Below are 24,100 nucleotides of genomic sequence, written 5' to 3' on the forward strand. Positions count from 1 at the left end.
TGGAGAGATCATGAAGAAGCTCATCGTGCTGTCGGTCCTCGCGCTGGCGGCGTGCACCTCGCAAGGCACCGCCACCGCCCAGTTCGACGACGAACAGCAGTCCGACATCTCGTGCCTGAAGCACCAGGAGCAGCAGCCGGGGGAGGAGTACTTCGACGAGGGTAATTGGGACACCGTCGTCTCGTTATCCATCCTCCGCTACTACACCACGAACGGCACAAAGCCCTACTGCGACGGCAAAGCAGCCTCGGCCGCTGACCAGGGCTGGCGCGAGCTCTACGTGCGGATGGGTGCGGACCAGACCAATCTTCGCTGAATTGACCGCAACCTCAGCCCCGTTCCTCCGTTGGTCAACACAGAGGTAGTTACATGCCGGGAGGGGCGGGGCGCAGTGAAGATCGACCACCACGGGGACACACCTCCGTACGAGCAGGTGCGGGTGCACTACGCCCACGCCATCTCGAACCGAGAACTGCCGGTGGGCGCCAAACTGCCTACGGTGCGCGCATTGGCGAAAGACCTGGGTCTGGCGGTCAACACGGTCGCCCGCGCCTACCGCGAGCTGGAGGAGGCCGGCCTCGTCGAAACGCGAGGCCGCGCGGGCACCGTGGTGAGCGCGAACGGCGACAACAACCGCGAGCGCATCCGTGCGGCGGCGGCCCAGTACGCGTCGATGTCGGCCGAACTGGGCCTCACGCCGCAGGAGGCACTGGAGATCGTCGGCGCGGCACTGCGCCGGTTCTGACCGGGGTCAGACCGCTTCCGCCGTGACCAGGCTGATCGGTCCGGCCAGCGGCAGGTGCCCGCCGAAACTCCAGCCGCACTCACCGAGCCACGCGGCGCCTTCCTCGACGCTGTAGACGTCGCCGTCGTTGACGTGGACCGCGAACTCCCCGGCCATCAGCGCCGCGGCCAACGGCTGGGTGTGGGTCGGGTCGGTCCAGAAGTCCGCGACGAGCAGGCGTGCTCCTGGCTCGGCGGCGGCGCGGATCTTGCGCAGGATCGCCTGGTTGGTGCCGGGGGTGAAGTAGTGGACGACGTTCGCCAGCAGGAAGACGTTGTGGCCTGCCGGAAGCTCGTCGGTCAGCAGGTCACCGGTGTGCACGGTGATGCGGGGCGAATTCAGCCGTTCGCCGGCGACCGCCGCCACCTCGGGCAGCTCGAACACAGTCGCGGTGAGCGACGGATCCGCCTCCGTCAGCGCGACGGACCACGACCCGGTGCCGCCGCCGATGTCCAGCACCCGGCTGCCCGCGGGCAGCCCGGCCACGTGCGGGAGCGCGTGACAGGCGCCGGCGGTGGCGGCTTCGATGCCCGCGGACACCACCGGTACGAGCTCGTCGTCGAGCTCGAAGACCTCGTGTGCGGGCTTGCCGCGGCCGAGTGCTCCGGCGAGGTCGGTCCACGTGGCGTAGCTGACCTTGTCCCAGAACCTCAGCAGCGGCCGGAAGTCCGCGGGCGTGGCGCCGGACAGGAACGTCGCCGCGATCGGTGTGTTCGCGTACTGGTCGCCGTGCCGTTCCAGCAGTCCGAGCGCCACCATCGCGTCCGCGCTGATGCGGGCCGTCCGCGGCGGCAGGCCGGTGCGGGCGGCCAGACCCGCGAGGGTGGCGGGCCCTTCGCCGAGCGCCTCGAACAGGCCGAGCTCGTTGGCGGCGAACAGGTGCTTGCTGGCCATGAACCCCTGGGCGAGCCGGAAGATCTGCTCCGGGGTCACGTCTGATGTGGTTGTCATGGTACGAGCGTGCGGGGTTCGAGACGGCGCCCACCATCCCAGAACGCTGGGTGATCGCGGCCGGAGGGGACCAGATTTCTGGGAGTGTGGCCGCTGGGTGCCGGGCGTAGCCTCCATGAAGTGACGCTGGTACCACGACTGCGTGCGGACATCGCGCGGATCGACGCGAGCCGGGTGGGCTGGGTCGACTTCACCACGGACGTCGCGGAGGCGATCCGGCCGGTGATCCCGTTCGACGCCTGCTGCTGGCACACCGTCGATCCGGGCACGATCCTGTTCACCGGCACGGTGAACCGCGACATCGCCTGCTCGGGTTCGTGGCTCGCGCATCACGAGTACGTGATCGACGACGTGAACAAGTGGTCGTTCCTCGCCAACAGCGGCCGGATCGCGGGCGCGACCAGCATCGACACCCACGGCGACCTCAGCCGGTCGGTCCGGCACCGCTCGCAGGAGGGCTACGGCTTCGGCGACGAGCTGCGCGTCTCGTTCCTGGCCGACGGCGTCTACTGGGGTGCGGCGGGGTTCCTGCGGCACGCGGACCGGCCGTGGTTCACCGAGGCGGACGTGGCGGCGCTGTCGTCGCTCGCCTCGTCCATCGCCACCGGCCTGCGGCGCACGATCGCGGTGCAGATCACCGGGCAACGGGTGGACTGGGGGCCGGGTGTCGTGGTGTTCGGTGAAGAGGGAGAGCCCGAGTCGACCTCGGCGGCGGCGGAACGGTGGATCGCCGAGATGGTCGAGGACCCGCCGCCGGAGCACCCGAGCGAGTCGAAGATCGTGCAGTCGATCGCCGCCCGCGCCAGGGCCATCCCGCCCGGCACCGACCCGCTGGAGCTGGCCGCCCGCGTCCGCGTCCGCACGCGCGCCGGGACGTGGCTGCTGCTCTACGGCACCCGGCTCGGTCCCGGCGGGCGGACCGCGGTGATCATCCACCCCGCCACGCCGCAGGACGTCGCGCCCGTCGTGGCGCTGGCGTACGGGCTGACCGAGCGCGAGGCGTGCGTGGCGATGCAGTGCATCCAGGGACGGCCGACCAAGGAGATCTCCAAGGCGCTCTCGATGTCGCCGTACACCGTGCAGGACCACCTAAAGTCCATTTTCGACAAGACCGGTGTGCGGACGCGGGGCGAGCTGGTCGGGCAGATCTTCCTCGACCACTACGCGACGCGGTGGGAGAAGCCGGCCTCCGAGACGCCGGGTTTGTTCGTGCGAGGCATCGAGTCCACCTGAGTCAGCGTGCGTCGAACAGCGCGCGCAACCCGCCCGCGAGGCCGAGCATGTCCTCTCCCGCGTGGATCCACGTCGTGATGTTCGCCGACCACGCGTGGTTCACCTTGTCCGCGAGGCTCCAGCGCAGCTCGACCCGTCCACGTGAGTGGAAGCGCGCCGCGACCGCGAACTCCTCGTCGTACGACCGCCACGTCCGTTCGCCGTCCCAGCCGAGGTAGTCCGCCGCGAGTCGTTCGAAGAACCGCGCGAGCCCGTCGTGGTCCAGCAGTTCGACGCCGCGGCGTGCTTCGACGCCGTTCGCGCGCAGCTCCACCGACATCGTCGTGATGTCCTGGTCGAACGCCATGCAGTCGTGCAGCCGCACCTCGGCACCGGTCGTCTCGACGCAGGTGATCACTACCTCCACGGCGCTCAAAATACCCCTCCGGGATCACCCGTTCGCGCACCTCCTGATGCGTCTTGACACAACTAGGCTGCCCCGTGGATCGTGAATAACTGATTCGTCAGTCAATTTAGGAGTGCGAGATGGGGCGGACCGTCAGGGACGGCCTGCGGCTCACGGCCGAACAGGAGCAGTTCGTCGAGCTGGCCCGCGAGTTCGCCGCCAGGGAGATCCGCCCGCGGGGGCGCGCCGTCGACGAGGCCGACACCGAGTCGCCGCTCGACGTGTGGGAGAAGGCGTCGCGGCTCGGGCTGACCAGCTTCATGATCCCGGAGAAGTTCGGCGGCGGTGGCGTCACCGACCTGCTCACCCAGGTGCTCGTCCAGCAGGAGCTGTGCCACGGCGACATCGGCATCGGCAACCTGATCACGTCCAACGGCTTCTTCAGCGCGCCGATCGAGCACCTCGGCACGCCTGAGCAGCAGGAACGCTTCCTCAGTCCACTCGGGACCTCGGAGCCTCCGCTCACTGCTGTGGCGGTGACCGAGCCCGGCAGCGGGTCGGACGCCGCGAGCATCCAGACGTCGGCGCGGCGGGAAGGCTCCGAGTACGTCCTCAACGGACAGAAGACCTGGATCTCCAACGCCCCGTACGCCTCGACGTTCGTGATCTTCGCGACCGTAGATGCGTCGAAGCGGTCTCGTGGGGTGACCGCGTTCGTCGTGCCTCGGGAAACGGCCGGGCTCACCGTTGGGCCGCCGTTCCAGAAGATGGGTCAGCGGGCGATCGTCAACGCCGAGGTGTTCCTCGACGACGTGCGGGTGCCGGTCGAGAACCGGCTCGGCGACGAAGGTCAGGGGTTCGCCGGGCTGATGCGCACGTTCGACGCGTCGCGCATCCTCATCGGCGCTGCCACCACGGGGTTGTCCAGGGCTGCCTTGGACTTCGCCACCGACTACGCGCGCGAACGGGAGCAGTTCGGCGTGCCGATCATCCAGCACCAGGCGGTGGCGTTCCGGCTCGCGGACATGGCCACCCGCGTCGACACGTCGCACCTGCTGACCGTGCGCGCGGCGTCCCTGTACGACGCGGGGCACGCGGTGGCGCAGGAGTCCGCGATGGCGAAGCTCGTCGGCTCCGAGAACGCCATGTGGTGCACGCACGCGGCGGTGCAGACGCTGGGTGGCTACGGCTACTCGCGCGAGTACCCGGTCGAGCGGTGGATGCGCGACGCCAAGCTGGAGGAGATCGAGGAAGGCACCTCGGACATCCAGCGCCTCATCATCTCCCGCGGCCTCGGTGCGAGATGATCTTCTCCGACCCCGCGTCCGTCGCGGTTGTGGGTGCCAGCGACGATCCCGCCAAATGGGGTCACTGGCTGGCGCGCGGTGCGTTGGCCGGCCTTGATCGCCGGGCCGTGCACCTCGTCAACCGCAGTGGTGGTTCGGTTCTCTCGCACCCGACCGTCCGGTCTTTGTCGGAACTGGCCGAGGCGCCCGAACTGGTGGTCTTGGCCGTGCCTGCCGCCGTTGTGCCCGCGGTGGTGGACGAGGCGTTGGCTGTTGGCGTGCGCGGGTTCGTCGGCATCACCTCGGGCATCGACGAGCGGGTGATCGGCCGGATTCGGGAGGCCGGGGCGCGTCTGCTCGGGCCGAACTGCCTGGGGGTGTTCGACGCGGCGACGTCGTTACACCTCGCGTGGGGGCGGTTTCAGCCCGGTTCGCTGGGGGTGGTGTCGCAGAGCGGGCAGGTCGGGCTGGAGATCGCCGGCCTGGCGGCTTCGTCCGGGCTCGGGGTGTCGCGGTTCGTGTCGGTCGGCAACCAGGCCGACGTGACGGCGACGGAAGCGTTGCTGGACTTGGTTTCCCACGACATGACCACGGTCGTCGGGGTGTACCTGGAGAGCTTCGGGCCGGGGATCGTCGCGGCGATGTCGTCGTTGCGGGCCGCCGGGAAGCCGGTGGTTCTGCTCACGGTCGGGTCGTCCTCCGCCGCCCAGGAAGCCGCTTTGTCGCACACCGGCGCCTTGACGTCCTCTTTGGACGTTGTGGACGCGGCCTGTCGTCGTGCTGGTGCGTTGCGGGTTTCGACGCCCGCCGCACTCGTGGACCTCGCCGCGGTGCTCAAGTCGGGGATTCCGCGCGGGGGCCGGGTCGGGATCATCTCCGACTCGGGCGGGCAGGGTGCGATCGCGGCGGACCTCGCGGTGGCTGCCGGACTTTCGGTGCCCGCGCTCGTTTCCGGGCGGAACCCGATCGACCTCGCCGGCGCGGGGGAGCAGGACATGGAGAACTACACCCGCGCGGTCTCGGCTCTGGTGCGCGGCGGCGAGGTCGACACCGTCGTGTTGTCCGGGTACTTCGGCAGCTACGGAGCGGACACGCCGTCGCTGGAGTCCGCCGAGGTGTCGGTCGCCACCTCGATCTGTTCCCTGGCAAGGGAAACCGGCGTTCTGGTCACCGTGCACAGCATGTGCGCGGACTCCGCGGCGGTGCGTGCGTTGCGTGCGGGCGGCGTGCCCGTGCAGCACACGATCGAGCGAGCTGTGGCTGCGCTCGGTGACGCCGCCCGGCTCGGCGCGCTCTCTCGTCCGGTCGCCGGCACCCCGAGCGGCCCGGAATTGTCGGTGCTGCCTGGGATAATTGAATCAGGGGACCCCTTCGGAGGGGACCCCTGCGTGAGCCTGCCGTACCGCTCGGGCTACCTCGCCGCACGCGAGTTGCTGAGCTTCGTCCGGTTTCCCAACGCGCACCCGGTCACGAGCAAGGCCGAGGTCGTGGCCACCACGTTGCGCGGGCCGTACGCGCTCAAAGCCGACTGGCTGGCCCACAAGAGCGAGCACGGCGGCGTGAAAATCAACCTCACCGACCCGGCCGCGGCGTTCGAGGAGATGGAGTCGAGGCTCGGGCCCGGCACCTACGTCCTCGAGGAGATGGACACCCGCGAGCACGCGGTCGAGCTGATCATCGGCGCGAAACGCGATCACTCGTTCGGCCCAGTGATTCTCGTGGGGGCGGGCGGCATCCACGCAGAGTTGTTCAAGGACACCGCGATCGAGCTCGCGCCCGTGACCCCCGCCACAGCGCGGGACATGCTGGCACGCCTCGTCTCTGCCCCACTCCTGTCAGGCCGGCGTGGCGCACAACCCGTGGACCTGACAGCGTTGGCGCAGGTGATCGCCCAGATCTCCGAGACGCTCGTGGCCAGACCGGACTTGGCCGAGATCGAGCTGAACCCCGTGCGCGTGGGGCCTGACGGCGTGCTGGCCGTCGACGCGCTGATCATCCCTTCGGGGGACACGTTGAACGACACGAGCGGACGTCGCGTGGCATGAGCATGACCGTTCCTCGCCTCAGCGGGGGTGACGCCCTGGTGCGCGCACTCGTCGCGCACGGCACCGAGCTGGTGTTCGGCATCCCCGGCACCCACAACCTCGGCATCTACCGCGCCCTGGCCGAACACGACGTCAAGCACGTCACGCCCCGCCACGAGCAGGGCGCCGGTTTCGCCGCCGACGGCTACGCCCGCGTCACCGGCAAACCGGGCGTCTGCCTCACCACGAGCGGCCCGGCCGTGCTCAACGCCATGACCGCGGTGACCCAGGCGTACTCCGACTCCGTGCCGGTCCTGCTCATCTCACCGGGCATGCCGCTGCGACACCCCGGCCGCGGCAACGGCACCCTCCACGAGGCCCGCCACCTGAGCGCCGCGCTCGAAGCCGTCATCGGCTACTCGAACCGCGTCCACAGCGTCGCCGAAATCCCCCTGGCGGTCGCCCAAGCCTTCGCGCACATGACCTCCGGCCGCCCCCGCCCGGCCCACCTGGAGATCCCGCTCGACCTCATCGACGCACTCGAAAAGGTCAACGAGGTCGCCCCGGTCATCGTCGCCCACCCACCGGCCGACGCCGTCACCATCGCCGCAGCGGCAGGCCGCCTCAACGCCGCCACCCACCCCGGCCTGATCATCGGCGGCGGCGCGAAGGGCGCGGCGGAGGAGATCACCGCCCTGGCCGAACGCCTCGGCGCCCCGGTCGTCGCCACCGCCAACGGCAAAGGCACCTTCTCCGAACGCCACCAGCTCTCCATCGGAGCGGGCCTGCACCACAAGGCGGTCGCCGAGTTCGTCGCCGAATGCGACGTCGTCCTCGCCATCGGCACCGAACTCGCCTCCACCGACCTCTGGAACGGCCCGCTGAAGTTCCCCGGCGACCTCATCCGCATCGACGTCGACCCGGCCCAGATGATCACCAACGCCCTGCCGGACTACCGCCTGGTCGGCGACGCCCAAGCCACCGTGACGGCGTTGAACCAACGCCTGGGCAAGGCCAAAGCCAACGAGGAAGCGGCAAAGCGCGCCGAACGGTGGCAGCGACTCTTCCGCAAACACGCCCGAACCCAAGGCGCCCCTTGGCTTCCGCTGATCGAGGCCATGCAGGAAGTCCTGTCCCCAGGCGCCATCGTCGCCGCCGACAGCGCAATGGCCTGCTACTACGGCACTTTGTCCAACCTGTCCCTCGAAGCCCCGGCCGGCTTCCTGTACCCGACGGGCTTCGGCACCCTCGGCTACGGCCTGCCAGCGGCCATCGGCGCCAAGATGGGCGCCCCGGACCGCCAGGTCGTCGCCCTGCACGGCGACGGCGGCGTGATGTTCACCCTCCCCGAACTCGCCACCGCGGCGCAGGAACGCCTGCCGCTGCCCGTGATCATCGCCGACAACGGCGGCTACGGCGAGATCCGCCGCGAGATGGCCGACCGCAGCGACCCCGTGCACGGCGTGCACCTCCCGGGCGTCGACTTCGCCAAGGTCGCCAAGGGCCTCAACTGCCACGGTCTGACCGTGGACGACGAGGACAAGTTCGCCACGGCCCTGCGCAAGGCCTTCACCGCCGACCGCCCCACCGTCATCCACGTGGTGGGCGACCTGGCCGGCGCCTGAGTCCGGTGTTCCGGATGCGATGTGCGCGCGACCTCGCCAGGTGGAGCGAGGTCATGCGGGAGGACGCTCGTGCGTTGGTCCTGCAGATGCGCGGTCGCTGAGCCGTTCGCGTGATTGCGGGGCTCGATAGGTTCTCCTGCAACGGATGTGAGGAGGCCTCGATGCTGGCGGCGGCGATGGCGTTGGTGGCTGTGGCGGTGGTTCCACCTGGACCGGTCACCGTTGAGGTGGTGAGTGTGAGCGGCACGGGTTGTCCGCAAGGGACGACGAACGTGGCGATGTCGGAGGACAACGAGGCGTTCACGGTGACCTACAGCGACTTCTTGGTGCAGGCCAAGGGAAGCGAGGCCAAGAAGAGCTGCACGATCGAGCTCAGGCTCAACCACGCGGACGGGTATGCGTACGGGATCGCGGCCACGGACTACCGCGGGTTCGCCAGCCTGGAGCAGGGCGCCAAAGGCACCGCGCGCAACAGCTACCACTTCCCGGGGTTTCCCACGCGGCACAGCATGCACACCTATCAGGGGCCGATGAGTGACAACTGGCAGGTGACGGACAAACCTGACTCGGTGGCTCATGGGCCGTGCAAGGACAAGAAGCCGTTGAGCATCGAGACCGAGCTCAAGGTCACCGGCAAGCGGACCGTCAGCTTCATGACGATGGACTCGACGGACTCCAGCGTCAGCACGACGTATCGCCTGCAGTGGAAGAAGTGTTGAAGGAGCGCAGGCGGTGCATGACGGAGTTGCCGCCGCGGCCGAAGTGGTCGTGCAGCATCACGTACTCGGCGTAGAGGCGGGTGTAGTCGGAAACCCTTGCAGCATCTGGAATGTAGACGTCGCGGCGTACTGAACCCATTGCGACGGAAGCATCCGGGATCGATGGGTGTGCGCCGGCGGCGACGGCGCCGTGGATCGCGGCACCCAGGGCGGCGCCTTCCGAGGAGCCGATCAGGGACACCGGCATGCCCAGGACGTCGGCGTAGATCTGCATGAGCACGGGGTTCTGCGTGAGGCCGCCCGCCGCCACGAACGACTCGACCGGCAGGCCCGCGTCGCGGAACGCCGTGACGATCGTGCGCGTGCCGAACGCCGTGGCCTCCATGAGCGCGCGGTAGATGTCCTCGGCGCGGGTGGCGAGGGTCTGGCCCAGCACGAGACCGGACAGCGCGTGGTCGACCAGCAGGGAGCGGTTGCCGTCGTGCCAGTCCAACGCGATCAGCCCGTGCGAGCCGACCGGGCGGCCGTCGCCGAGCCGGGAGAGCAGCGTGTGGACGGAGATGCCCTGCTCAGCCGCGAGAGAGGAATAAGAAGCGGGCACCTGGTGTTCCACGTACCAGGCGAGGATCGAACCGGCGCCGCTCTGGCCCGCTTCGTAGCCCCAGTGGCCGGGCACGATGCCACCGTCCACCACGCCGCACATGCCTGGTACGGGACGCAACGACGAGCCCACCATCATGTGGCAGGTCGACGTGCCCATCACAGCCACCAACTGGCCGGGCGAAGCAGCTCCAGCAGCCGCAACGGTGGCGTGCGCGTCGATCACCCCGCAGGCGACCGGAGTTCCCTCCCGAAGTCCTGTCAAAGCGGCGCCGGCAGCGGACAGGCCGCCGACCCGTGTGCCCAACGGCACGATCGGCGCGTCGAGCTTCTGAGCTGCGAAGGAACCGAAATCCGGGTGCAAAGAGGCCAAAAGGGCTGGCGCGGGGTAGCCGGACTGGTACAGTCCCTTGTAACCGGCGGTGCACGCGTTGCGCACATGGGTTCCGGTCAGCTGCCAGACGATCCAGTCAGCGGCTTCCACCCAGTATCTCATCTGGGCGTAGACATCAGGTGCCTCTTCGAGCACCTGCAGCGCTTTGGGGAACTCCCACTCCGCTGAAGTCAGTCCTCCATACCTCTCCATCCACTGCTCTGCGGCGAAAACGGCGTTGAAGCGCGTGGCCTGCGAAGAAGCCGCGTGGTGGCGCCAGAGTTTCGCCAGCGCGTGCGGAGAGGACGAGACCGACGACAGCGGTGTGCCGTCCTCCAGCACCGGAAGCACGGTGCTGGCGGTGAAGTCGGTGCCGATGCCGATGACGTCCGAGGGGGACGCACCGGCCTCGCGCAACGCCAAAGGCACTGCTCGCAAGGCATCCAGGTAGTCCGAGGGCACCTGGAGCGCCCACTGCGGCTCGGGTTCCAGCACGCCGTGCGCGTAGTCCACGGCAGCGCTGCCCAGCTCGGCCCCGTCCGAGACGCGGACCACCACGGCCCGCGCCGACAGGGTGCCGAAGTCGATCCCCACCACCAACACTTCTCACACACTCCCGAAAGGACGGACACCATGCACATCGGTGTTCTCGACATCCGAAACAACAAGGCCTTCCTCGTCGACGGTCCAGTCGTACCGCAAAACCTCGTCAAGCAACATGATCTGCGGCGAGGTGACCAGATCTCGGGCGAAGCCCACGAGGACAAGCTGGTCAGCGTCGACACCGTCAACGGGCGCAAGCCGCACAAAAGGCCCAGGTTCGCGGACCTGACGCCGCTCTACCCCAACGAGAGGCTGCGGCTCGAGCACGACCCCGACGAGCTGACCAGCCGCACGATCGACCTGGTCATGCCCGTCGGCAAGGGCCAGCGCGCGCTCATCGTGGCGCCGCCCAAGGCCGGCAAGACCATCGTGCTGCAGCAGATCGCGCAGGCGATCGCCAAGAACAACCCCGAAGTCCACCTGATCGTCACGCTCGTCGGCGAACGGCCGGAGGAGGTGACGGACATGCGCGCCACGATCCCGGGCGAGATGTTCACCTCGACGTTCGACGAGCACCCCAGGGAGCACGTCCGGGTCGCCGAACTGGCCGTGGAACGGGCGAAGCGGCTCGTCGAGGACGGTCAGGACGTCGTGATCCTGCTCGACTCGCTCACGCGCCTCGGCCGTGCCTACAACCTCGCGGCACCCAACGGCGGCCGCATCCTCAGCGGTGGCATCGACTCCAGCGCGCTCACGCCGCCGAAGCAGTTCCTCGGCGCCGCCCGCAACATCGAGGAAGGCGGCAGCCTCACCATCTTCGCCACCGCGCTCGTCGAGACCGGCTCGCTGGCCGACACGGTGATCTTCGAAGAGCTCAAGAGCACCGGCAACGCCGAGCTGAAGCTCGACCGCAAGGCAGCCCAGAAGCGCGTCTACCCGGCGATCGACCTGCACCAGTCCAGCACCCGCAAGGCGGAACTGCTGGTCTCCCCGCAGGAGCTCGCCATCACGGACACGATGCGCCGGGCCATGGCGGACCGCGAGATCGACGTGCTTCTCGAAGGACTGCGCAAGACCCGGAGCAACGCGGAGTTCCTCATGCAGATGTCGTCGAAATGAAGTCCTGTCGCAGTTCCCGGTCCAGCGCCCGCGTGGGAGCACCCAGCGCGTAGAACAGGAAACCAATGCCGACCACGATCAGCAACGGAACGACCTGCGACAACGTGTAAGCGGTCCGCTCACCCGCGAACGCCGAAGGCAGCTCCAGCGGCCAGATCAGCACGACCACGGTGAACGCCACCAGCCCGGTCGTCAGAACCGTTGTCAGCACGGCGAAAGGCGCGCGGAACGGTCGCGGAGCATCGGGGAGACGACGCCTCAGCACGAGCATCGACGGGAACGTCAGCAGGTAGCTGATGAACGTCGTCGAGATCACCAGCGCGAGCCCGGCGGTGAAGTACTTCTCGGAGTTGCCGCCCGTCAGGTTCAACGCCGTCACCAGCACGACGGAAGCCAGCAGTCCGGAAAGGACGTTCACCCGCAGCGGCGTGCCGTGACGAGCGGAAAGCCGTCCCAGATAAGCAGGTCCGGCGCCGTCGGCACACGCCACCGCCTGCGCCCGGTGCGCGCCGATCGCCCACGAGACACCGGACGTCAGCACGCCGATGATCAACCCGGCCGCGCACACAGTTCCCAGCACCGCGCCGGCGCCGGTCAGAGTCACGGTGCCATCAGGCGCGACCGAGCCGCCGTACACGGTCAGCACCTGCTTGGCGGCGTCGATGAACCCGCCCAGCCCCTGAATGCGCTCAGCCGGCACCACCAGCAGAATCCCGAGAATCGGCCCGCCGTAGAGCAGGAACGACGCGATGCCCGCCCGCAGGATCGCGAACGGCACGGTCTTCTGCGGCTCCGTCATCTCCTCCGTCGCGGCCGAGGGCAGCTCGAACCCCACGTAGTTGAAGATCAGCACGGGCACCAGCGCCACGAACCCGGCCCACGTCGGCACGAAGTCCCCGCCGGACAACGGTTGCACGCCGTTCTTCACCGCGTAGACGACGACCGAGATCGTGAAGAAGCCCAGCAGCACGATCCGCGCGATCGCACCCGCGATGGGCACCCACTTGCCGATCCGCAACGACGTGGCCACCGCGAGCACGCCGATCCAGATGAACGCGAGCCCCGCGACGTGCTTGCCGACCATCCCCAGTTCCAGGAAGAACTTCTCGAACGTGGTCACCGCGATGATCGCCAGCGTGCCGCCCATCCACAGCGGGTTGGACAGCCAGTACAGGACCTGGTTCACGCCGGCCGCCATCCGGCCGAACGCGAGCTTGGTCCACACGTAGGGCCCGCCCTCGATCGGGAACGCGGTGCCCAGCTCGGTGGTCAGGAACCCGTACGGCAGGAAGAACACCACCGCCAGGATCACCATCCAGACGAGGCCCTGGGGCCCGTTGGCGGCGACGCTGCCGATCGTGTCCAGGCCGACGAGGGTGCAGAGCAGGTAGAACGTCACGTCCACCCGGCGGAGTGACTTGCGCAGGTGTGTTCGTTCGCTGAGCCAGTTGCCGCTGAGAGGCTGTACCTCGCTCACGGGCCCTCCAGATGGTTAACTGAGTCGTCAGTCAGTTATCAAGGTGGACCATGTGACCGCGGTCATACGCTGAAGTCAAGGGGTGTAGGCGATGAGTTATCTCCAGGTCACCTGGACCGATCCGGCCACCAACGCGCGCGGCTACCTCGTCATTGATCGACTCGTGCGCGGTGTCAGCAGCGGCGGGCTCAGGATGCGGGCCGGCTGCACCCTCGACGAGGTGCGCGGACTGGCAGAGGGGATGACCGCCAAGGAAGCCCTCAACTACGACCCCGAGGCGCGCTACGTGCCGCTCGGCGGTGCCAAGGGCGGCATCGACTTCGACCCCTACGACCCTCGCGCCGAAGAGGTGCTCACGGCGTACCTGTTCGCCATGTCGCCGTACATCGAGCGGTTCTGGACGATGGGGGAGGACCTCGGGCTCCGGCAGTCCACGATCGACACCGCCATCGAGAAGATCGGCCTGCAGTCGTCGATCCAGGCCGTCTACCCGCTGCTGGACGACGAGCAGAAGGCCCGCCAACGGCTCGCGGACGCCTTCGCGGTCGACGTCGACGGCGTCAGCCTGGACGAGCTCGTCGGCGGCTACGGCGTCGCGGAGGCCGCGCTGGCCGGCATCGAGCGCCTGAACCTCCAGAACCCCACCGCGATGATCCAGGGCTTCGGCTCGATGGGCGGCGCCACGGCCCGTTACCTCGCGAAAGCGGGCGTCAAGATCGTCGGGCTCGCTGATGTCCACGGGGTAGTAGCCAACCCTGCCGGGCTCGACGTGGAAACCCTTTTGCTGTCCCGGGATTCGCACGGCGGCATCGACCGGGCGAAACTCCGCGCGACCGACGTCCAGCTCGACCGCGACAAGTGGCTCGACGTCGAGGCGGACGTGCTGGTGCCCGCGGCCACCTCCTACGCGATCAACGCCGATAACGCTCAGAGCGTGCGCGCCAAGCTGATCGTCGAAGCAGCCAACATGCCGGTGACCAAGGAAGCCGAAGAGGTCATCGACGCGCTGATCATCCCGGACGTCGTGGCCAACTCCGCCACGAACTCCTGGTGGTGGTGGACGCTGTTCGGCGACATCGAGGCGACCGCGGAGTCGGCGTTCGCGAAGATCGGCACGAACATGCGCAAGCTCGTCGCGAAGATCGTCGACGCTCCCTCACCGCGCGCGGCCGCGGCCGAGATCGCGGCCGCCGCGGTGAAGGAGATCGAGCAGCGCTTCCAGCACCTCAGTCGCAGTTGAGCCGGTTCGAGTTGATCCAGACCGCCCGGCCGTCGCCACCCCACAGGAAGCCCTGCTCCCAGTAGGCGCCGTCCCACCTGCCGAACACGACGTCGAAACCCTGTCCGGCGTTGACCCTGCCGAGCGCCCCGCGCGCTCCGGAGTCGGCGTAGTAGGTGGTGCTGTCCCTGGTGACGAGGCAAGACCCCGCGGCCTGGGCCTCAGCCGTGGGCGCGAGAGTCAGCGCGAGCGCGCCGGACACCGCGGTCACGAGCAGTTTCTTCACGTTCTTCCCCCTTCGTCGTGCCACCACACTGTCCGACGAGCGTTGCAAGAACGTTGAAGGCCAGGTCACCGCCGGAAAATGCGTTGCGCGCCAACCCGGCGGTTGGCCATTGTGACGCCCATGTGGTCCTGACCCAGTGAGCAGCTGACCCGCACCCGTGTGGACGGTGCGGGTTTTTCCGCACACCCACTGACTCCTGGGGAATCACCGAATCACATGAGCTCTCTTCGTCATGCCGAAAACAAGTCGCTCTGGGCCGTCCGCGAGCTCGGACTCCCGGCCATCGTCAAGACCTGCGTCTCCTGCGGGCACTCGCGGCACCACGCCACGGGCAAGATCCGCGTCAACGCCAACGGCAAGCAGCTCGACGTCTGGCTGCTGATCGGCTGCGAGCGGTGCGACCGCACGTCGAAAGTCCCTGTGCACGAACGGGTTCACGTCTCCGCGCTCGACCACGACCGACTGGTCCGGTTCGAGGACAACGACCCGGCGATCGTGCGCGAGCTCGTCCACGCCCAGCGCAAGCTCGACTGGACCGGCACGTGGGAACTGGAGACGGACCTGCCGTTCTACGAGATCGAGAAGGCCACCGAACGGCTGGAGGTGCTCGTCCGGTTCGAGCTGCCTGCTCCGATCCGGGTCGAGCAGCTGCTCTCCCGGGGCTTCAACCTGAACCGTCCTGCCGTGAAACGCCTGGTGGACAACGGAAGGATCAGCCTGCCAATGCCGGCGGACGCCAGGGCCCGCGCGGACTTCGAGTTCTACGCAGGCTCGACGTACGGGCGGAGCTGAGCGACCACCTGACGCGGGTCGGTGTGCGCGACGACCTTCACCTCGTCCTCGTGCCCGATCTCGTACCTGATCACCGATGGGCAGGTGTACTGCGTGCCGGGAAGGTCGAACTGGCCCAGCGGTTTCTCGGTCGCCGCTTCGTAGACCACGAAGGTGGAGGTGGTGCGGTAGACCGGGATGGGGCCGAGCTTCCCGGACTCGTCGGGGCAGCTGGTGGCGTTGGACAGCAACGAGTGCGTGTACTCGCACACCACCAGCTGCGCCTTGTCCTGGTACTCCCACTGCGGCACCTGCTGCAGCTTGAACTGGTAGGAGGCGTCGATGCCGTCGGTGACGAGGATCGTCGGACGCGGACCTGACGGGGCGAGCGGCTCGGTGTGACCGTCCAACCGCGACGACTCCAGCACCGGGCCGCCCAGGTCGGCCGGGCAGAACGCGTCGGGCTCGGGCTCGTCCGTGGTGGAGGCGATCACGATCAGGGTCACGGAGATGCCGACGATCGCCAGCAACGCGACGCCCATGAGCGTCGCCAGCACGATCCCCGCCGTACGGTTCATGCCGGGTAGGGTCGCACGCACCGCTTACCCGGCGCTGATTCAGTCCAGCGGGCCGAACAGCCACGCGCCAGGACCGTCCACGTCCTCCGAGAAGTAGTACGCCCTGATCGCGGCCAGCAGGTCCTCGGTGCCGACCAGACCGTCACCGTCGTGGTCGAGCCGCGCGTGGACGACCCGTGCGTCGGCCGGGGGCAGGTTCATCAACGCCCCCGACCACCGCACGTACTCGTCCACGCCGAGGTGGCCGTCGCCGTCCTGGTCGGCGACGGCCATCAACGCGTCGAGGAACGGCAGGTAGCTGTCGTCGAACGACTCCGGCCGCTCCAGCAACCGCCGGGTGAAGGCCAGCTTGTACTCGGCGAGGCTGATCTGGCCGTCGTCGTTGGTGTCCGTCATGGCGGAGAGGTGGTCCCACACGCCCAGCAGGTGCTCGTGGAACCGCCTCGCCCGGCGGTCGTCGTCGCTCAGGCCGAACGCCGCGGTGGTCCGTGACCCCGCCCGTTCGAAGTCGGAGCGCTGGATGAACCCGTCCTGGTCGCTGTCGTAGGTCTCGAACCTGCGGGTGAGCTTGCGGTCCAGGAACGCCGTGATGTCCATACCACTTGATATCCTGTCAGCGCTTCTTCCGGCGAGCCGGGGCGCCCACGTAGTCCGCCAGGTGCTCGCCGGTCAGCGTCGACCGGTCCGCCACCAGGTCGGCCGGCGTGCCCTCGAACACGATCTTGCCGCCGTCGTGACCTGCGCCGGGACCGAGGTCGATGATCCAGTCGGCGTGCGCCATCACGGCCTGGTGATGCTCGATCACGATCACCGACTTGCCCGACTCGACGAGCCTGTCCAGCAGGCCCAGCAGCTGCTCGACGTCGGCCAGGTGCAGGCCCGTGGTCGGCTCGTCCAGGACGTAGATGCCACCCTTGTCGGCCATGTGCGTGGCCAGCTTCAACCGCTGCCGCTCACCGCCGGACAACGTGGTCAGCGGCTGACCCAGCGAGAGGTAGCCCAGGCCGACGTCCGCCAGCCGCGCCAGGATGGCGTGTGCCGCAGGGGTTTTGGCCTCGCCGGCGCCGAAGAACTCGACCGCCTCCGCCACCGGCATCGCCAGCACCTCGGAGATGTCCTTGCCACCGAACTTGAACTCCAGCACCGCCTGGTCGAAACGCTTGCCCTCACACACATCGCACGGGGACTCGATCGTCGCCATGATGCCGAGGTCGGTGAACACCACGCCGGCGCCGTTGCAGTTCGGGCACGCCCCCTCGGAGTTCGCGCTGAACAGGGCCGGCTTCACGCCGTTGGCCTTGGCGAAGGCCTTGCGGATCGGTTCCAGCAGACCGGTGTAGGTCGCGGGGTTGGACCGCCGCGAGCCCTTGATCGGCGTCTGGTCGACCACGATCGCGCCGACGTCCTTCGGCATCGACTGGTGGATCAACGAGCTCTTGCCCGAGCCGGCCACGCCCGTGACGACCGTCAGCACGCCCAGCGGAATGTCGACGTCCACGTCACGCAGGTTGTTCTTGGCAGCGCCCCGAATCTCCAGCACACCGGTCTTCTCACGCACCGACGGCTTCAACGAAGCCCGGTCGTCCAGGTGTCGCCCGGTCACCGTGTCGCTCTTGCGCAACCCGGCCAGCGACCCCTCGTAGCAGATCGTGCCGCCGCCACGGCCGGCACCGGGACCGAGGTCGACGACGTGGTCCGCGATCGCGATCGTCTCCGGCTTGTGCTCGACGACGAGCACGGTGTTCCCCTTGTCCCGCAACCGGAGCAGCAGGTTGTTCATGCGCTCGATGTCGTGCGGGTGCAGCCCGATGGTGGGCTCGTCGAACACGTAGGTCACGTCGGTCAAAGCCGATCCGAGGTGCCGGATCATCTTCACGCGCTGCGCCTCACCACCGGACAGCGTGCCGGCGTGACGGTTCAGCGACAGGTACCCGAGGCCGATCTCGACGAACGAGTCCAGCGTGTGCACGAGCTTGTCCACCAGCGGCGCGACGGACTTGTCCTTCAGACCGCGCATCCAGTCGGCGAGATCGCTGATCTGCATGTCGCACAGGTCCGCGATCGACACGCCCTTGATCTTGGACGACCGCGCGGCCTCGGTGAGCCGCGTGCCACCACAGTCAGGACAGACACCAAAAGTCGCGGCGCGGTCCACGAAAGCGCGGATGTGCGGCTGCAACGCCTCGCGGTCCTTCGACAGCATCGACTTCTGCAGCTTCGGGATGAGGCCCTCGTAGGTCAGGTTGATGCCGTTGACCTTGACCTTCACCGGGTCCTTGTACAGGAAGTCGTGCAGCTCCTTCTTGGTGTACTTGCGGATCGGCTTGGCCGGGTCGAGGAAGCCGGACTGCGCGAAGACCTGCACGGTCCACTGGCTGTCGACGCTGTAGCCGGGCACCTTGATCGCGCCCTCGAGGATCGACTTCGACTCGTCGTAGACCTCGGTGAGGTCGATGTCGGAGATCTGGCCGCGGCCCTCGCAGCGCGGGCACATGCCGCCGGTGATGGAGAACTCCCGGCGCTCCTTGACCTTCTGGCCGCCCTTCTCGATCGTCACGGCACCCGCGCCGGAGATCGAGGCGACGTTGAACGAGAACGCCTGCGGGCCACCGATGTGCGGCGTGCCGAGTCTGCTGAACAGGATCCGCAGCATCGCGTTCACGTCGGTCGCGGTGCCGACGGTCGAGCGCGGGTCGGCGCCCATCCGCTGCTGGTCGACCAGGATCGCGGTGGTGATGCCCTCCAGCAGGTACACCTCGGGACGCGGCAGGGTCGGCATGAAGCCCTGGATGAACGCGCTGTAGGTCTCGTTGATCAGCCGCTGCGACTCGGCGGCGATCGTGCCGAACACCAGCGAGCTCTTGCCGGAGCCGGACACACCGGTGAAGACCGTCAGCCGCCGCTTCGGGATCTCGACGTCGACGTCTTTGAGGTTGTTCACGCGCGCGCCCTGCACGCGGATCAGGTCGTGGGTGTCGGCTTCATGCGTCATGGCGGAAACCTAACTCCGCTCCCCGCTCTCTGCCTTCTTGATTCCTGATTGGTTATGCACGAATCCGGTAGTGGTAGGTGCAGACCTCGCGGAACCCCGTGCGTTCGTACAGCCTGAACGCAGACGTGTTGGCCTTCTCCATCTGCAGATATAAGTGGTTCGCCTCGCGCGCGGCAGCCCACGAGGCCAGTGCGGCGAGCACGGACCGTGCGGCGCCCTGACCCCGTGCGTGCGGCAACGTGGCCATCCCGAACACGCCCGCCCAGCCTTCCTCGGCCACCGCTCGCCCTACGGCCACCACCTGGCCATCGACCTCGGCATACGCGTACGCGCTCGGGTGCTCGACCCGGCTGAGCAGGTCGCGTTCGGCGCTGACGTCGCGCGTGGTCACCGCCTGCCACGCCGCGAGCCACTCGTCGGTCGGCCGCGCACTGACCTCACCGGCGTCCGCGTGCGACTGCCGCAGCACCTCGGAGGTCGAGGCGATCTGCAACGACATGTCGTGCCCGCGTGCGTAGCCACGGCCGTCCAGCAGCGCGTCGAGGTCTTCGCCGCACACCCCCGGCGTGATCTGGAACCGCGCCCCGGACCCGCGTTCGGCGCAGAACTCCTCGGCCTGCTTCACCCGGTCCTCGCGGTCGTGCGGCAGCACCGCGCTCACCCACCAGGCGTCGCCGGGGGAGTGCCGCAGCCACCAGCCACCCGCTTCTTCGACGTGCGCGGCCGGCTGGGCGCGCGCCGCGTACTCCTGCAGCGTCTTCAGCAGCACGTCAGTCCAGCGAGCCCAGCAGCCAGTTGCCGGCCTCAGCGGGGTCCTCCGAGAAGTAGAACTCGCGGATCGCCTCCAGCAGTGCTCTGGTGGACAGCAGCCCGTCCTCGTCCGAGAGCAGGTCGTGGATCCCGCGCGCGTCGCCCTCCGACAGGTTCATCAGCGCGCCCGTCCAGGTGATGTGCTCCTCCAGCGTAAGCTTGCCGTCGCCGTCCTCGTCCGCGATCGCCATGATCGCGTCCAGGAACGGTATGTAGCCGTCGTCGAACGACTCCGGCGTCTCCAGCAGCCCGTTCGCGAACGCCTTCTTGTACTCCTCCAGGCTGATCCGCCCGTTGTGGTCCTGGTCCGTCACGGAGTGCAGGTGTTCCCACAGGCCGATCAGCATGGCGTGGAACCGGACCGCCTTCGGGTCGTCGTCGGCCAGCCCGAAGGCTTTGGTGGTGCGCTCGCCCGCCTGTGTGAAGTCGTCCCGCCCGATGAACCCGTCGCCGTCGGAGTCGTAGGTCCGGAACCGGCGGGCCAGCTTGCGGTCCAGGAAGGCGGTGATCTCCATGAGGTTCTTCTACCGCATTCGGCGCCGCAGGAACACGGCTGTGTCCAGCCCGGAATTGCAAACGTTTTCAGGCTTTACCGCTTCCCCACGCCGGAAAACGCGCTCGCGACGATCACCATGCCGATCACGCCGATTACCGCGGCCACGCCACCGGCCGCCGGTTTCGACACCTGCTGAACGTGCGCGACCGGCCGTGGAGGGGCCGGTTCGTCAGGTTGCGTGCGCGGCTGATCGGGCTCCGGCGGTAGTGGCGCGTTTATCGAGTCGATGCGAACCAGCGCGCTTTCCGCGATGGCCGCACCGGCTCCGGCGCCTGTCACCGTCAACCGAGAATTCACCGGCGCGGCCACGAGACAGGTGTAGGTGAGGCGTTGGTCCGGTCGCAGTTCCGGGAACGTCCGGCGGCACGCGGCGGGCTCACCGTCGACCTGCACGTCCTCGATCGACCAGTCGGACGGGTTCCCGACGGTGATCGTGACCGTGACGAGCTCGCCGTCCTCCGCCCGGTCCTTCGACCAGAGCGCGGTGATCGTCAGCCTCGGATGGATGACCCTGACCTGCACGGACGCGCTCGCCTCCACCTTGCCGCCGATCTTGTCGGTGGCGGCGACCGTGGATGTGAGCGTGCCGGTGTCGTCACCTGCCGGGGCGGTGCACTCGACGATCGCCGTGGCGCCAGGATCGAGCTGGCGTTGCATCGGGGCGCAGCCGTTGGCGGCCGTGCGCGCGTTGAGGTCGAACAACGCGGTGTCGCCGGTGTTTGCAACAGTTGTTGAGAATTTGACCGCTTGTCCGGGGAGTGCGGTCATCGGCTCTGTTGGCGTCGTTGCGCGCAATGCCGGATGGAGCACGTCGACCTTTGCCGGCTTCTGGGTGACGAGCGAGTCGCCGGCGAGGCTGGTGCCGTTTGCGGTGACCGTGGTCTGGTAGTCGTCTTCGGCTGCTTGGGTGGTGCAGGTGCGGGTCGATTTGGCGTGTGGGGCAATTGTGCCGATTTTCTGGCCGCACACGGACACGTCCGCCGCCGGGGCGTCGCCGGTGTTGGTGACGGTCGCGGTTTGCGCGACGTTGTCCTTCGGGTGAGCCGCCGGTTGTTCCGGGTCGATCGCCAGGGTGAGTTCGGGCAGAGGGAACGACCAGGCGATGTTCTGCACCAGGAACGCGTCCTCGGCCCTTCTGAACGTCAGCTCGGCGCTCTTGGCGCCCGGCTTGAGGACGTCCTCGCCGATCGTCAGCGTGCGGGCGTCGACGCTCATGTTGTTGGGGGTCGCGGCGCCTTGGGCCTGCGAGACGAACGCGTTGCGGCCGCCGATCGAGGTGTCGCCGACCAGCAGCTGGTCGCCGTCGGTGGCCCAGTCGCCCTCGTAGGCGGTGAAGCCCAGGCGGAGGAACCCGCCAGCGGGGTGCGTCGGAGCGATCGGGGTGCTGAGCTCCGGCCGTTCGGTGGTGAGGCGGACGTGCCCGCCGTGCACCGAGACGTGGCGTTTGGCCGGCGCTTGTGCGGTGGCGCCGGGGAACTTCCAGACGACCGTCAGGGACCAGCCGCCGAAGCAGTCGAAGCCTTGGGGTGTCCAGATGTCGCCGACGGTGACGGTGCCTGGCTTCGTGGCTTTGGTGACGTCGGCTTCGGCGCTGTAGAAGGCGTTGTCGGTGTGCGCCAGGCTGTCCGGCTCGTCGACGGCGAACCGGCCGGGGTTGATCTTGACGCCGTTGAAGGTGACCGGGTCCTGGGGCCGGCCGGGTGGGGGAGTGGCGTCGTGGCACGTCGCGTTGCCCGCCCAGCCGAGCTTGGCGTAGGCGATGGTCGCGCCGGCCGGGATGGTGAGCTGCGCGCTGGACGAGTTGAACGAGGTGGGGTCGCTGTCGGTGTCGGTCCACGACATGCGGTGGCCGTTGTTCTGCGCTGATGGCCCGTGACCCTTGCGGTTCAGCGCGTCCACACAGGACTGGGGCGGGTACTTGGGATTCGGGCCCGCCTGCTCGGGGGTCGGACAGGTCAGGACGCTGTTGCCGATGACCGTGACGTCTCCGTACACCGCCTCGTCGAACTGGGTGTGCCAGACCTCGGCCGCCTCGACCGGTGGGCCGGGGGAGAGCAGCGGAACCAGCAGGACGACGGCGATGAGGATCGGTACGCGCATGCGACGCCTTCCCGGTCGGGGTCGGCGCACAGGTTGACACGGTTCTCCCGGCTTGTCACCGCTCGTTGATCAAGGCTTCCTCACTCTCCGTTGAGGACGGTCGGGTCGCGGTTCTCCTATTCGTGTCCAACGGATTCTTGTTAGCGCTCCCATGTGGACCGGTGGTGGGTGTGATCAACGTCCGTTGCTCTTGACGGGCGGGTGAAACCGCCGGGAAGCGTGGTGTTGGTGGCCAAACGGTGTCCTGCTGTGGGGAGATGGTGGCCATGTGGACCGCGCTAGTCATCGTCGTCGCGTCGGTGGTCGTCACCATCGCCGCCTGCCTGCTGTTCGGCCGCTCCCGCGCACACGAACAGGCCGACGACCGCGACGCCGACTCGCGCGGGTTTCTGGGTGCGGTGATCTCCGGCCTGTTCATCGTCGCGCTGGCCTTCTACACGGTGATCGTGTGGGAGGGCAACGGCACCGCCGAGGACAACGCCGCCCGTGAGGCCGCCGCCGTCGCCGACGCCTACTGGCAAACCGGCGTCATGCCGCAGCCGCAACGTGATCACATCCGCTCACTGCTCGTCGAGTACCCGAAACTGGTGGCGGACGAGGAATGGCCGAAGCTGGCCCACGGCGAGGCCGACGACCGCACGACCGAGACGGTGAACTCGCTGCACGCCGAGATCCTGTCGCTGCCCTCCACTCCGGACCAGGTGAAGTCGGCGCGGGAACGGGTTCTGGAGCGGTTGCGGGAGATCACGGACCTGCGCCGGGATCGGCTGGATCAGGCCGGTGGGCTCGACAACATGGGGAAGCTGACGCTGATCGCGACGATGGTCGGAGCCATCGGCATGATCGTGTTCCCGTTGCTCATGGGGTTCACGGCACGACCGCGGCACGTCGTGCAGATGTCGGTCACCGCCGCTGTGCTCGGGTTCGTCTGTGCGTTGTGCCTCGGGATGACCCATCCGTTCAGCGGGGTGTTGCGGGTGCAGCCTGATGCGTTCACCACCGTCACGGAGGAGCTGGCCGGCATCCCGGTGGAGCAGGGCGGATGAGGTCCCTGAGATGATCCCCGCATGTGGGGACGCAGGAGCGCGGCGCAGCGGCTGGCCGAGTCGGCAGGGTTCACCTGGAAGAACGTCGGTGACCAGAGCGATCTGAGTGTCGCGAAGATGACGGCGTACGTGGCCGTGAACCGGGCGATGGCCGACGACGTGCTGCCGACCGTCGGACGGGTCGCGGAGAAGCTTGCCGCCGAGGAAGCGAACTACGAGCTCGTGGTGGCGCTGGTCGAGAACCTGCAGCACCTCGTCTCGCACGGCCTGGAGCACTTGCGCACGACCGAGGAAGTCCGGGCTGTGCTCGGGCCGCGGTGCCTCGTCGTGTGGAAGGCCGTGGAGGAGTTCTGGGCGAGGGTCGCCGAGTGGCGCCGGGGCACCGGTGAGCCGCTGAGGTCCAGTGTGGACATCCTGTCCGTCGAGAACGAACAGTTGCGTGCGACGTTGTGGACCTCGAACAGGAGCCTGGGCGACGACACCCGTGTCGGCACGGCCGAAGCGCTCCTGTACGAGAAGGACGGTGGCATCGAGATTCCCAGCTACCGCGAGCTGCTGGCTCCGTGACGCGAGCCGCCCACCCCGCGGGGTGGGCGGCGTTCTCGCGGTCGATCAGTAGCCGC

The 24,100-nt window shown here is 68.3% G+C and carries 22 protein-coding genes and 1 pseudogene; 12 read left to right on the forward strand and 11 right to left on the reverse strand.

The features are described from left to right. The first annotated feature begins 10 nt into the window (after nucleotides 1–10). Nucleotides 11–316, forward strand: a complete 306-nt coding sequence (locus ABZX92_RS26090) for a hypothetical protein (RefSeq protein ID WP_355564469.1) — start codon at nucleotides 11–13, stop codon at nucleotides 314–316. Nucleotides 317–391: 75 nt separating this feature from the next. Continuing rightward, nucleotides 392–745, forward strand: a complete 354-nt coding sequence (locus ABZX92_RS26095) for a GntR family transcriptional regulator (RefSeq protein WP_355564472.1) — start codon at nucleotides 392–394, stop codon at nucleotides 743–745. Nucleotides 746–751: 6 nt separating this feature from the next. On the opposite strand, the gene ABZX92_RS26100 is transcribed toward ABZX92_RS26095, so the two are convergent. Beyond that, nucleotides 752–1,735, reverse strand: a complete 984-nt coding sequence (locus ABZX92_RS26100; protein WP_355564475.1) for a methyltransferase — start codon at nucleotides 1,733–1,735, stop codon at nucleotides 752–754. Between the two features lie 120 nt (nucleotides 1,736–1,855). On the opposite strand from ABZX92_RS26100, the gene ABZX92_RS26105 reads away from it, so the two are divergent. After that, entirely contained in the window at nucleotides 1,856–2,968 is a 1,113-nt protein-coding gene (locus ABZX92_RS26105) for a LuxR C-terminal-related transcriptional regulator (RefSeq protein ID WP_355564478.1), read from the forward strand. A gap of 1 nt (nucleotide 2,969) precedes the next feature. On the opposite strand, the gene ABZX92_RS26110 is transcribed toward ABZX92_RS26105, so the two are convergent. Then, nucleotides 2,970–3,374 (reverse strand): DUF6228 family protein, encoded by a 405-nt coding sequence (locus ABZX92_RS26110; RefSeq protein ID WP_355564481.1) that lies wholly within the window; start codon nucleotides 3,372–3,374, stop codon nucleotides 2,970–2,972. Between the two features lie 119 nt (nucleotides 3,375–3,493). On the opposite strand from ABZX92_RS26110, the gene ABZX92_RS26115 reads away from it, so the two are divergent. From ABZX92_RS26115 to ABZX92_RS26130, 4 genes are all read left to right on the forward strand, one after another. Beyond that, nucleotides 3,494–4,660, forward strand: a complete 1,167-nt coding sequence (locus ABZX92_RS26115; RefSeq protein ID WP_355564484.1) for an acyl-CoA dehydrogenase family protein — start codon at nucleotides 3,494–3,496, stop codon at nucleotides 4,658–4,660. Beyond that, entirely contained in the window at nucleotides 4,657–6,684 is a 2,028-nt protein-coding gene (locus ABZX92_RS26120) for an acetate--CoA ligase family protein (RefSeq protein WP_355564487.1), read from the forward strand. The genes ABZX92_RS26115 and ABZX92_RS26120 overlap by 4 nt, the downstream gene beginning before the upstream one ends. A 2-nt stretch (nucleotides 6,685–6,686) precedes the next feature. Further along, nucleotides 6,687–8,288 carry a 5-guanidino-2-oxopentanoate decarboxylase gene (locus ABZX92_RS26125; RefSeq protein ID WP_355564490.1) on the forward strand — a complete coding sequence of 534 codons (1,602 nt, stop codon included), beginning with the start codon at nucleotides 6,687–6,689 and terminating at the stop codon, nucleotides 8,286–8,288. A gap of 161 nt (nucleotides 8,289–8,449) precedes the next feature. Beyond that, nucleotides 8,450–9,007: a DUF4360 domain-containing protein gene (locus ABZX92_RS26130; RefSeq protein WP_355564493.1), complete on the forward strand. Its 558-nt coding sequence runs from the start codon at nucleotides 8,450–8,452 to the stop codon at nucleotides 9,005–9,007. Here the strand turns inward: ABZX92_RS26130 and ABZX92_RS26135 are convergent. Further along, nucleotides 8,970–10,583, reverse strand: coding sequence for a ribulokinase (locus tag ABZX92_RS26135; protein WP_355564496.1), 1,614 nt, complete (start codon nucleotides 10,581–10,583; stop codon nucleotides 8,970–8,972). The genes ABZX92_RS26130 and ABZX92_RS26135 overlap by 38 nt on opposite strands. A 39-nt stretch (nucleotides 10,584–10,622) precedes the next feature. Between ABZX92_RS26135 and rho the strand changes: the two are divergent. After that, nucleotides 10,623–11,642 (forward strand): annotated as a pseudogene (rho, locus tag ABZX92_RS26140) (transcription termination factor Rho); the annotation flags it as partial. Here rho and ABZX92_RS26145 read toward each other — a convergent pair. Further along, entirely contained in the window at nucleotides 11,620–13,119 is a 1,500-nt protein-coding gene (locus tag ABZX92_RS26145; protein ID WP_355564498.1) for an APC family permease, read from the reverse strand. The pseudogene rho and the gene ABZX92_RS26145 overlap by 23 nt on opposite strands. Nucleotides 13,120–13,210: 91 nt before the next feature. On the opposite strand from ABZX92_RS26145, the gene ABZX92_RS26150 reads away from it, so the two are divergent. Further along, entirely contained in the window at nucleotides 13,211–14,359 is a 1,149-nt protein-coding gene (locus ABZX92_RS26150; RefSeq protein WP_355564501.1) for a Glu/Leu/Phe/Val dehydrogenase dimerization domain-containing protein, read from the forward strand. Here the strand turns inward: ABZX92_RS26150 and ABZX92_RS26155 are convergent. Continuing rightward, complete coding sequence (locus tag ABZX92_RS26155; protein WP_355564504.1) at nucleotides 14,346–14,624, reverse strand: hypothetical protein; 279 nt, start codon at nucleotides 14,622–14,624, stop codon at nucleotides 14,346–14,348. The genes ABZX92_RS26150 and ABZX92_RS26155 overlap by 14 nt on opposite strands. Nucleotides 14,625–14,840: 216 nt before the next feature. Between ABZX92_RS26155 and ABZX92_RS26160 the strand changes: the two genes are divergently transcribed. Beyond that, nucleotides 14,841–15,416: a DUF1062 domain-containing protein gene (locus ABZX92_RS26160; protein ID WP_355564507.1), complete on the forward strand. Its 576-nt coding sequence runs from the start codon at nucleotides 14,841–14,843 to the stop codon at nucleotides 15,414–15,416. Here the strand turns inward: ABZX92_RS26160 and ABZX92_RS26165 are convergent. The 6 genes from ABZX92_RS26165 to ABZX92_RS26190 form a co-directional block, all read right to left on the reverse strand. Next, nucleotides 15,386–15,973, reverse strand: a complete 588-nt coding sequence (locus ABZX92_RS26165; protein ID WP_355564509.1) for a hypothetical protein — start codon at nucleotides 15,971–15,973, stop codon at nucleotides 15,386–15,388. The genes ABZX92_RS26160 and ABZX92_RS26165 overlap by 31 nt on opposite strands. Before the next feature lie 39 nt (nucleotides 15,974–16,012). Next, on the reverse strand, nucleotides 16,013–16,570 hold the full coding sequence (locus tag ABZX92_RS26170; RefSeq protein ID WP_355564512.1) for an EF-hand domain-containing protein: 558 nt from the start codon (nucleotides 16,568–16,570) through the stop codon (nucleotides 16,013–16,015). Nucleotides 16,571–16,586: 16 nt separating this feature from the next. Continuing rightward, nucleotides 16,587–18,965 carry an excinuclease ABC subunit UvrA gene (locus ABZX92_RS26175; RefSeq protein ID WP_355564514.1) on the reverse strand — a complete coding sequence of 793 codons (2,379 nt, stop codon included), beginning with the start codon at nucleotides 18,963–18,965 and terminating at the stop codon, nucleotides 16,587–16,589. Nucleotides 18,966–19,017: 52 nt separating this feature from the next. Next, the gene (locus ABZX92_RS26180) at nucleotides 19,018–19,734 is read right to left on the reverse strand and encodes a GNAT family N-acetyltransferase (RefSeq protein WP_355564517.1); all 717 of its coding nucleotides are present in this window, start codon (nucleotides 19,732–19,734) and stop codon (nucleotides 19,018–19,020) included. Nucleotide 19,735: 1 nt separating this feature from the next. Next, on the reverse strand, nucleotides 19,736–20,290 hold the full coding sequence (locus ABZX92_RS26185; protein WP_355564520.1) for an EF-hand domain-containing protein: 555 nt from the start codon (nucleotides 20,288–20,290) through the stop codon (nucleotides 19,736–19,738). A 74-nt stretch (nucleotides 20,291–20,364) separates the two neighbouring features. After that, nucleotides 20,365–22,431 (reverse strand): hypothetical protein, encoded by a 2,067-nt coding sequence (locus ABZX92_RS26190; RefSeq protein WP_355564523.1) that lies wholly within the window; start codon nucleotides 22,429–22,431, stop codon nucleotides 20,365–20,367. A gap of 266 nt (nucleotides 22,432–22,697) precedes the next feature. Here ABZX92_RS26190 and ABZX92_RS26195 point away from each other — a divergent pair, with 266 nt between their 5' ends. After that, nucleotides 22,698–23,477 (forward strand): hypothetical protein, encoded by a 780-nt coding sequence (locus tag ABZX92_RS26195; RefSeq protein ID WP_355564526.1) that lies wholly within the window; start codon nucleotides 22,698–22,700, stop codon nucleotides 23,475–23,477. 21 nt (nucleotides 23,478–23,498) lie between these two features. Then, complete coding sequence (locus ABZX92_RS26200; RefSeq protein ID WP_355564529.1) at nucleotides 23,499–24,044, forward strand: hypothetical protein; 546 nt, start codon at nucleotides 23,499–23,501, stop codon at nucleotides 24,042–24,044. Nucleotides 24,045–24,100 lie beyond the last annotated feature (56 nt).

It is taken from the genome of Lentzea sp. NPDC006480 (assembly GCF_040611995.1).
GTDB lineage: Bacteria > Actinomycetota > Actinomycetes > Mycobacteriales > Pseudonocardiaceae > Lentzea.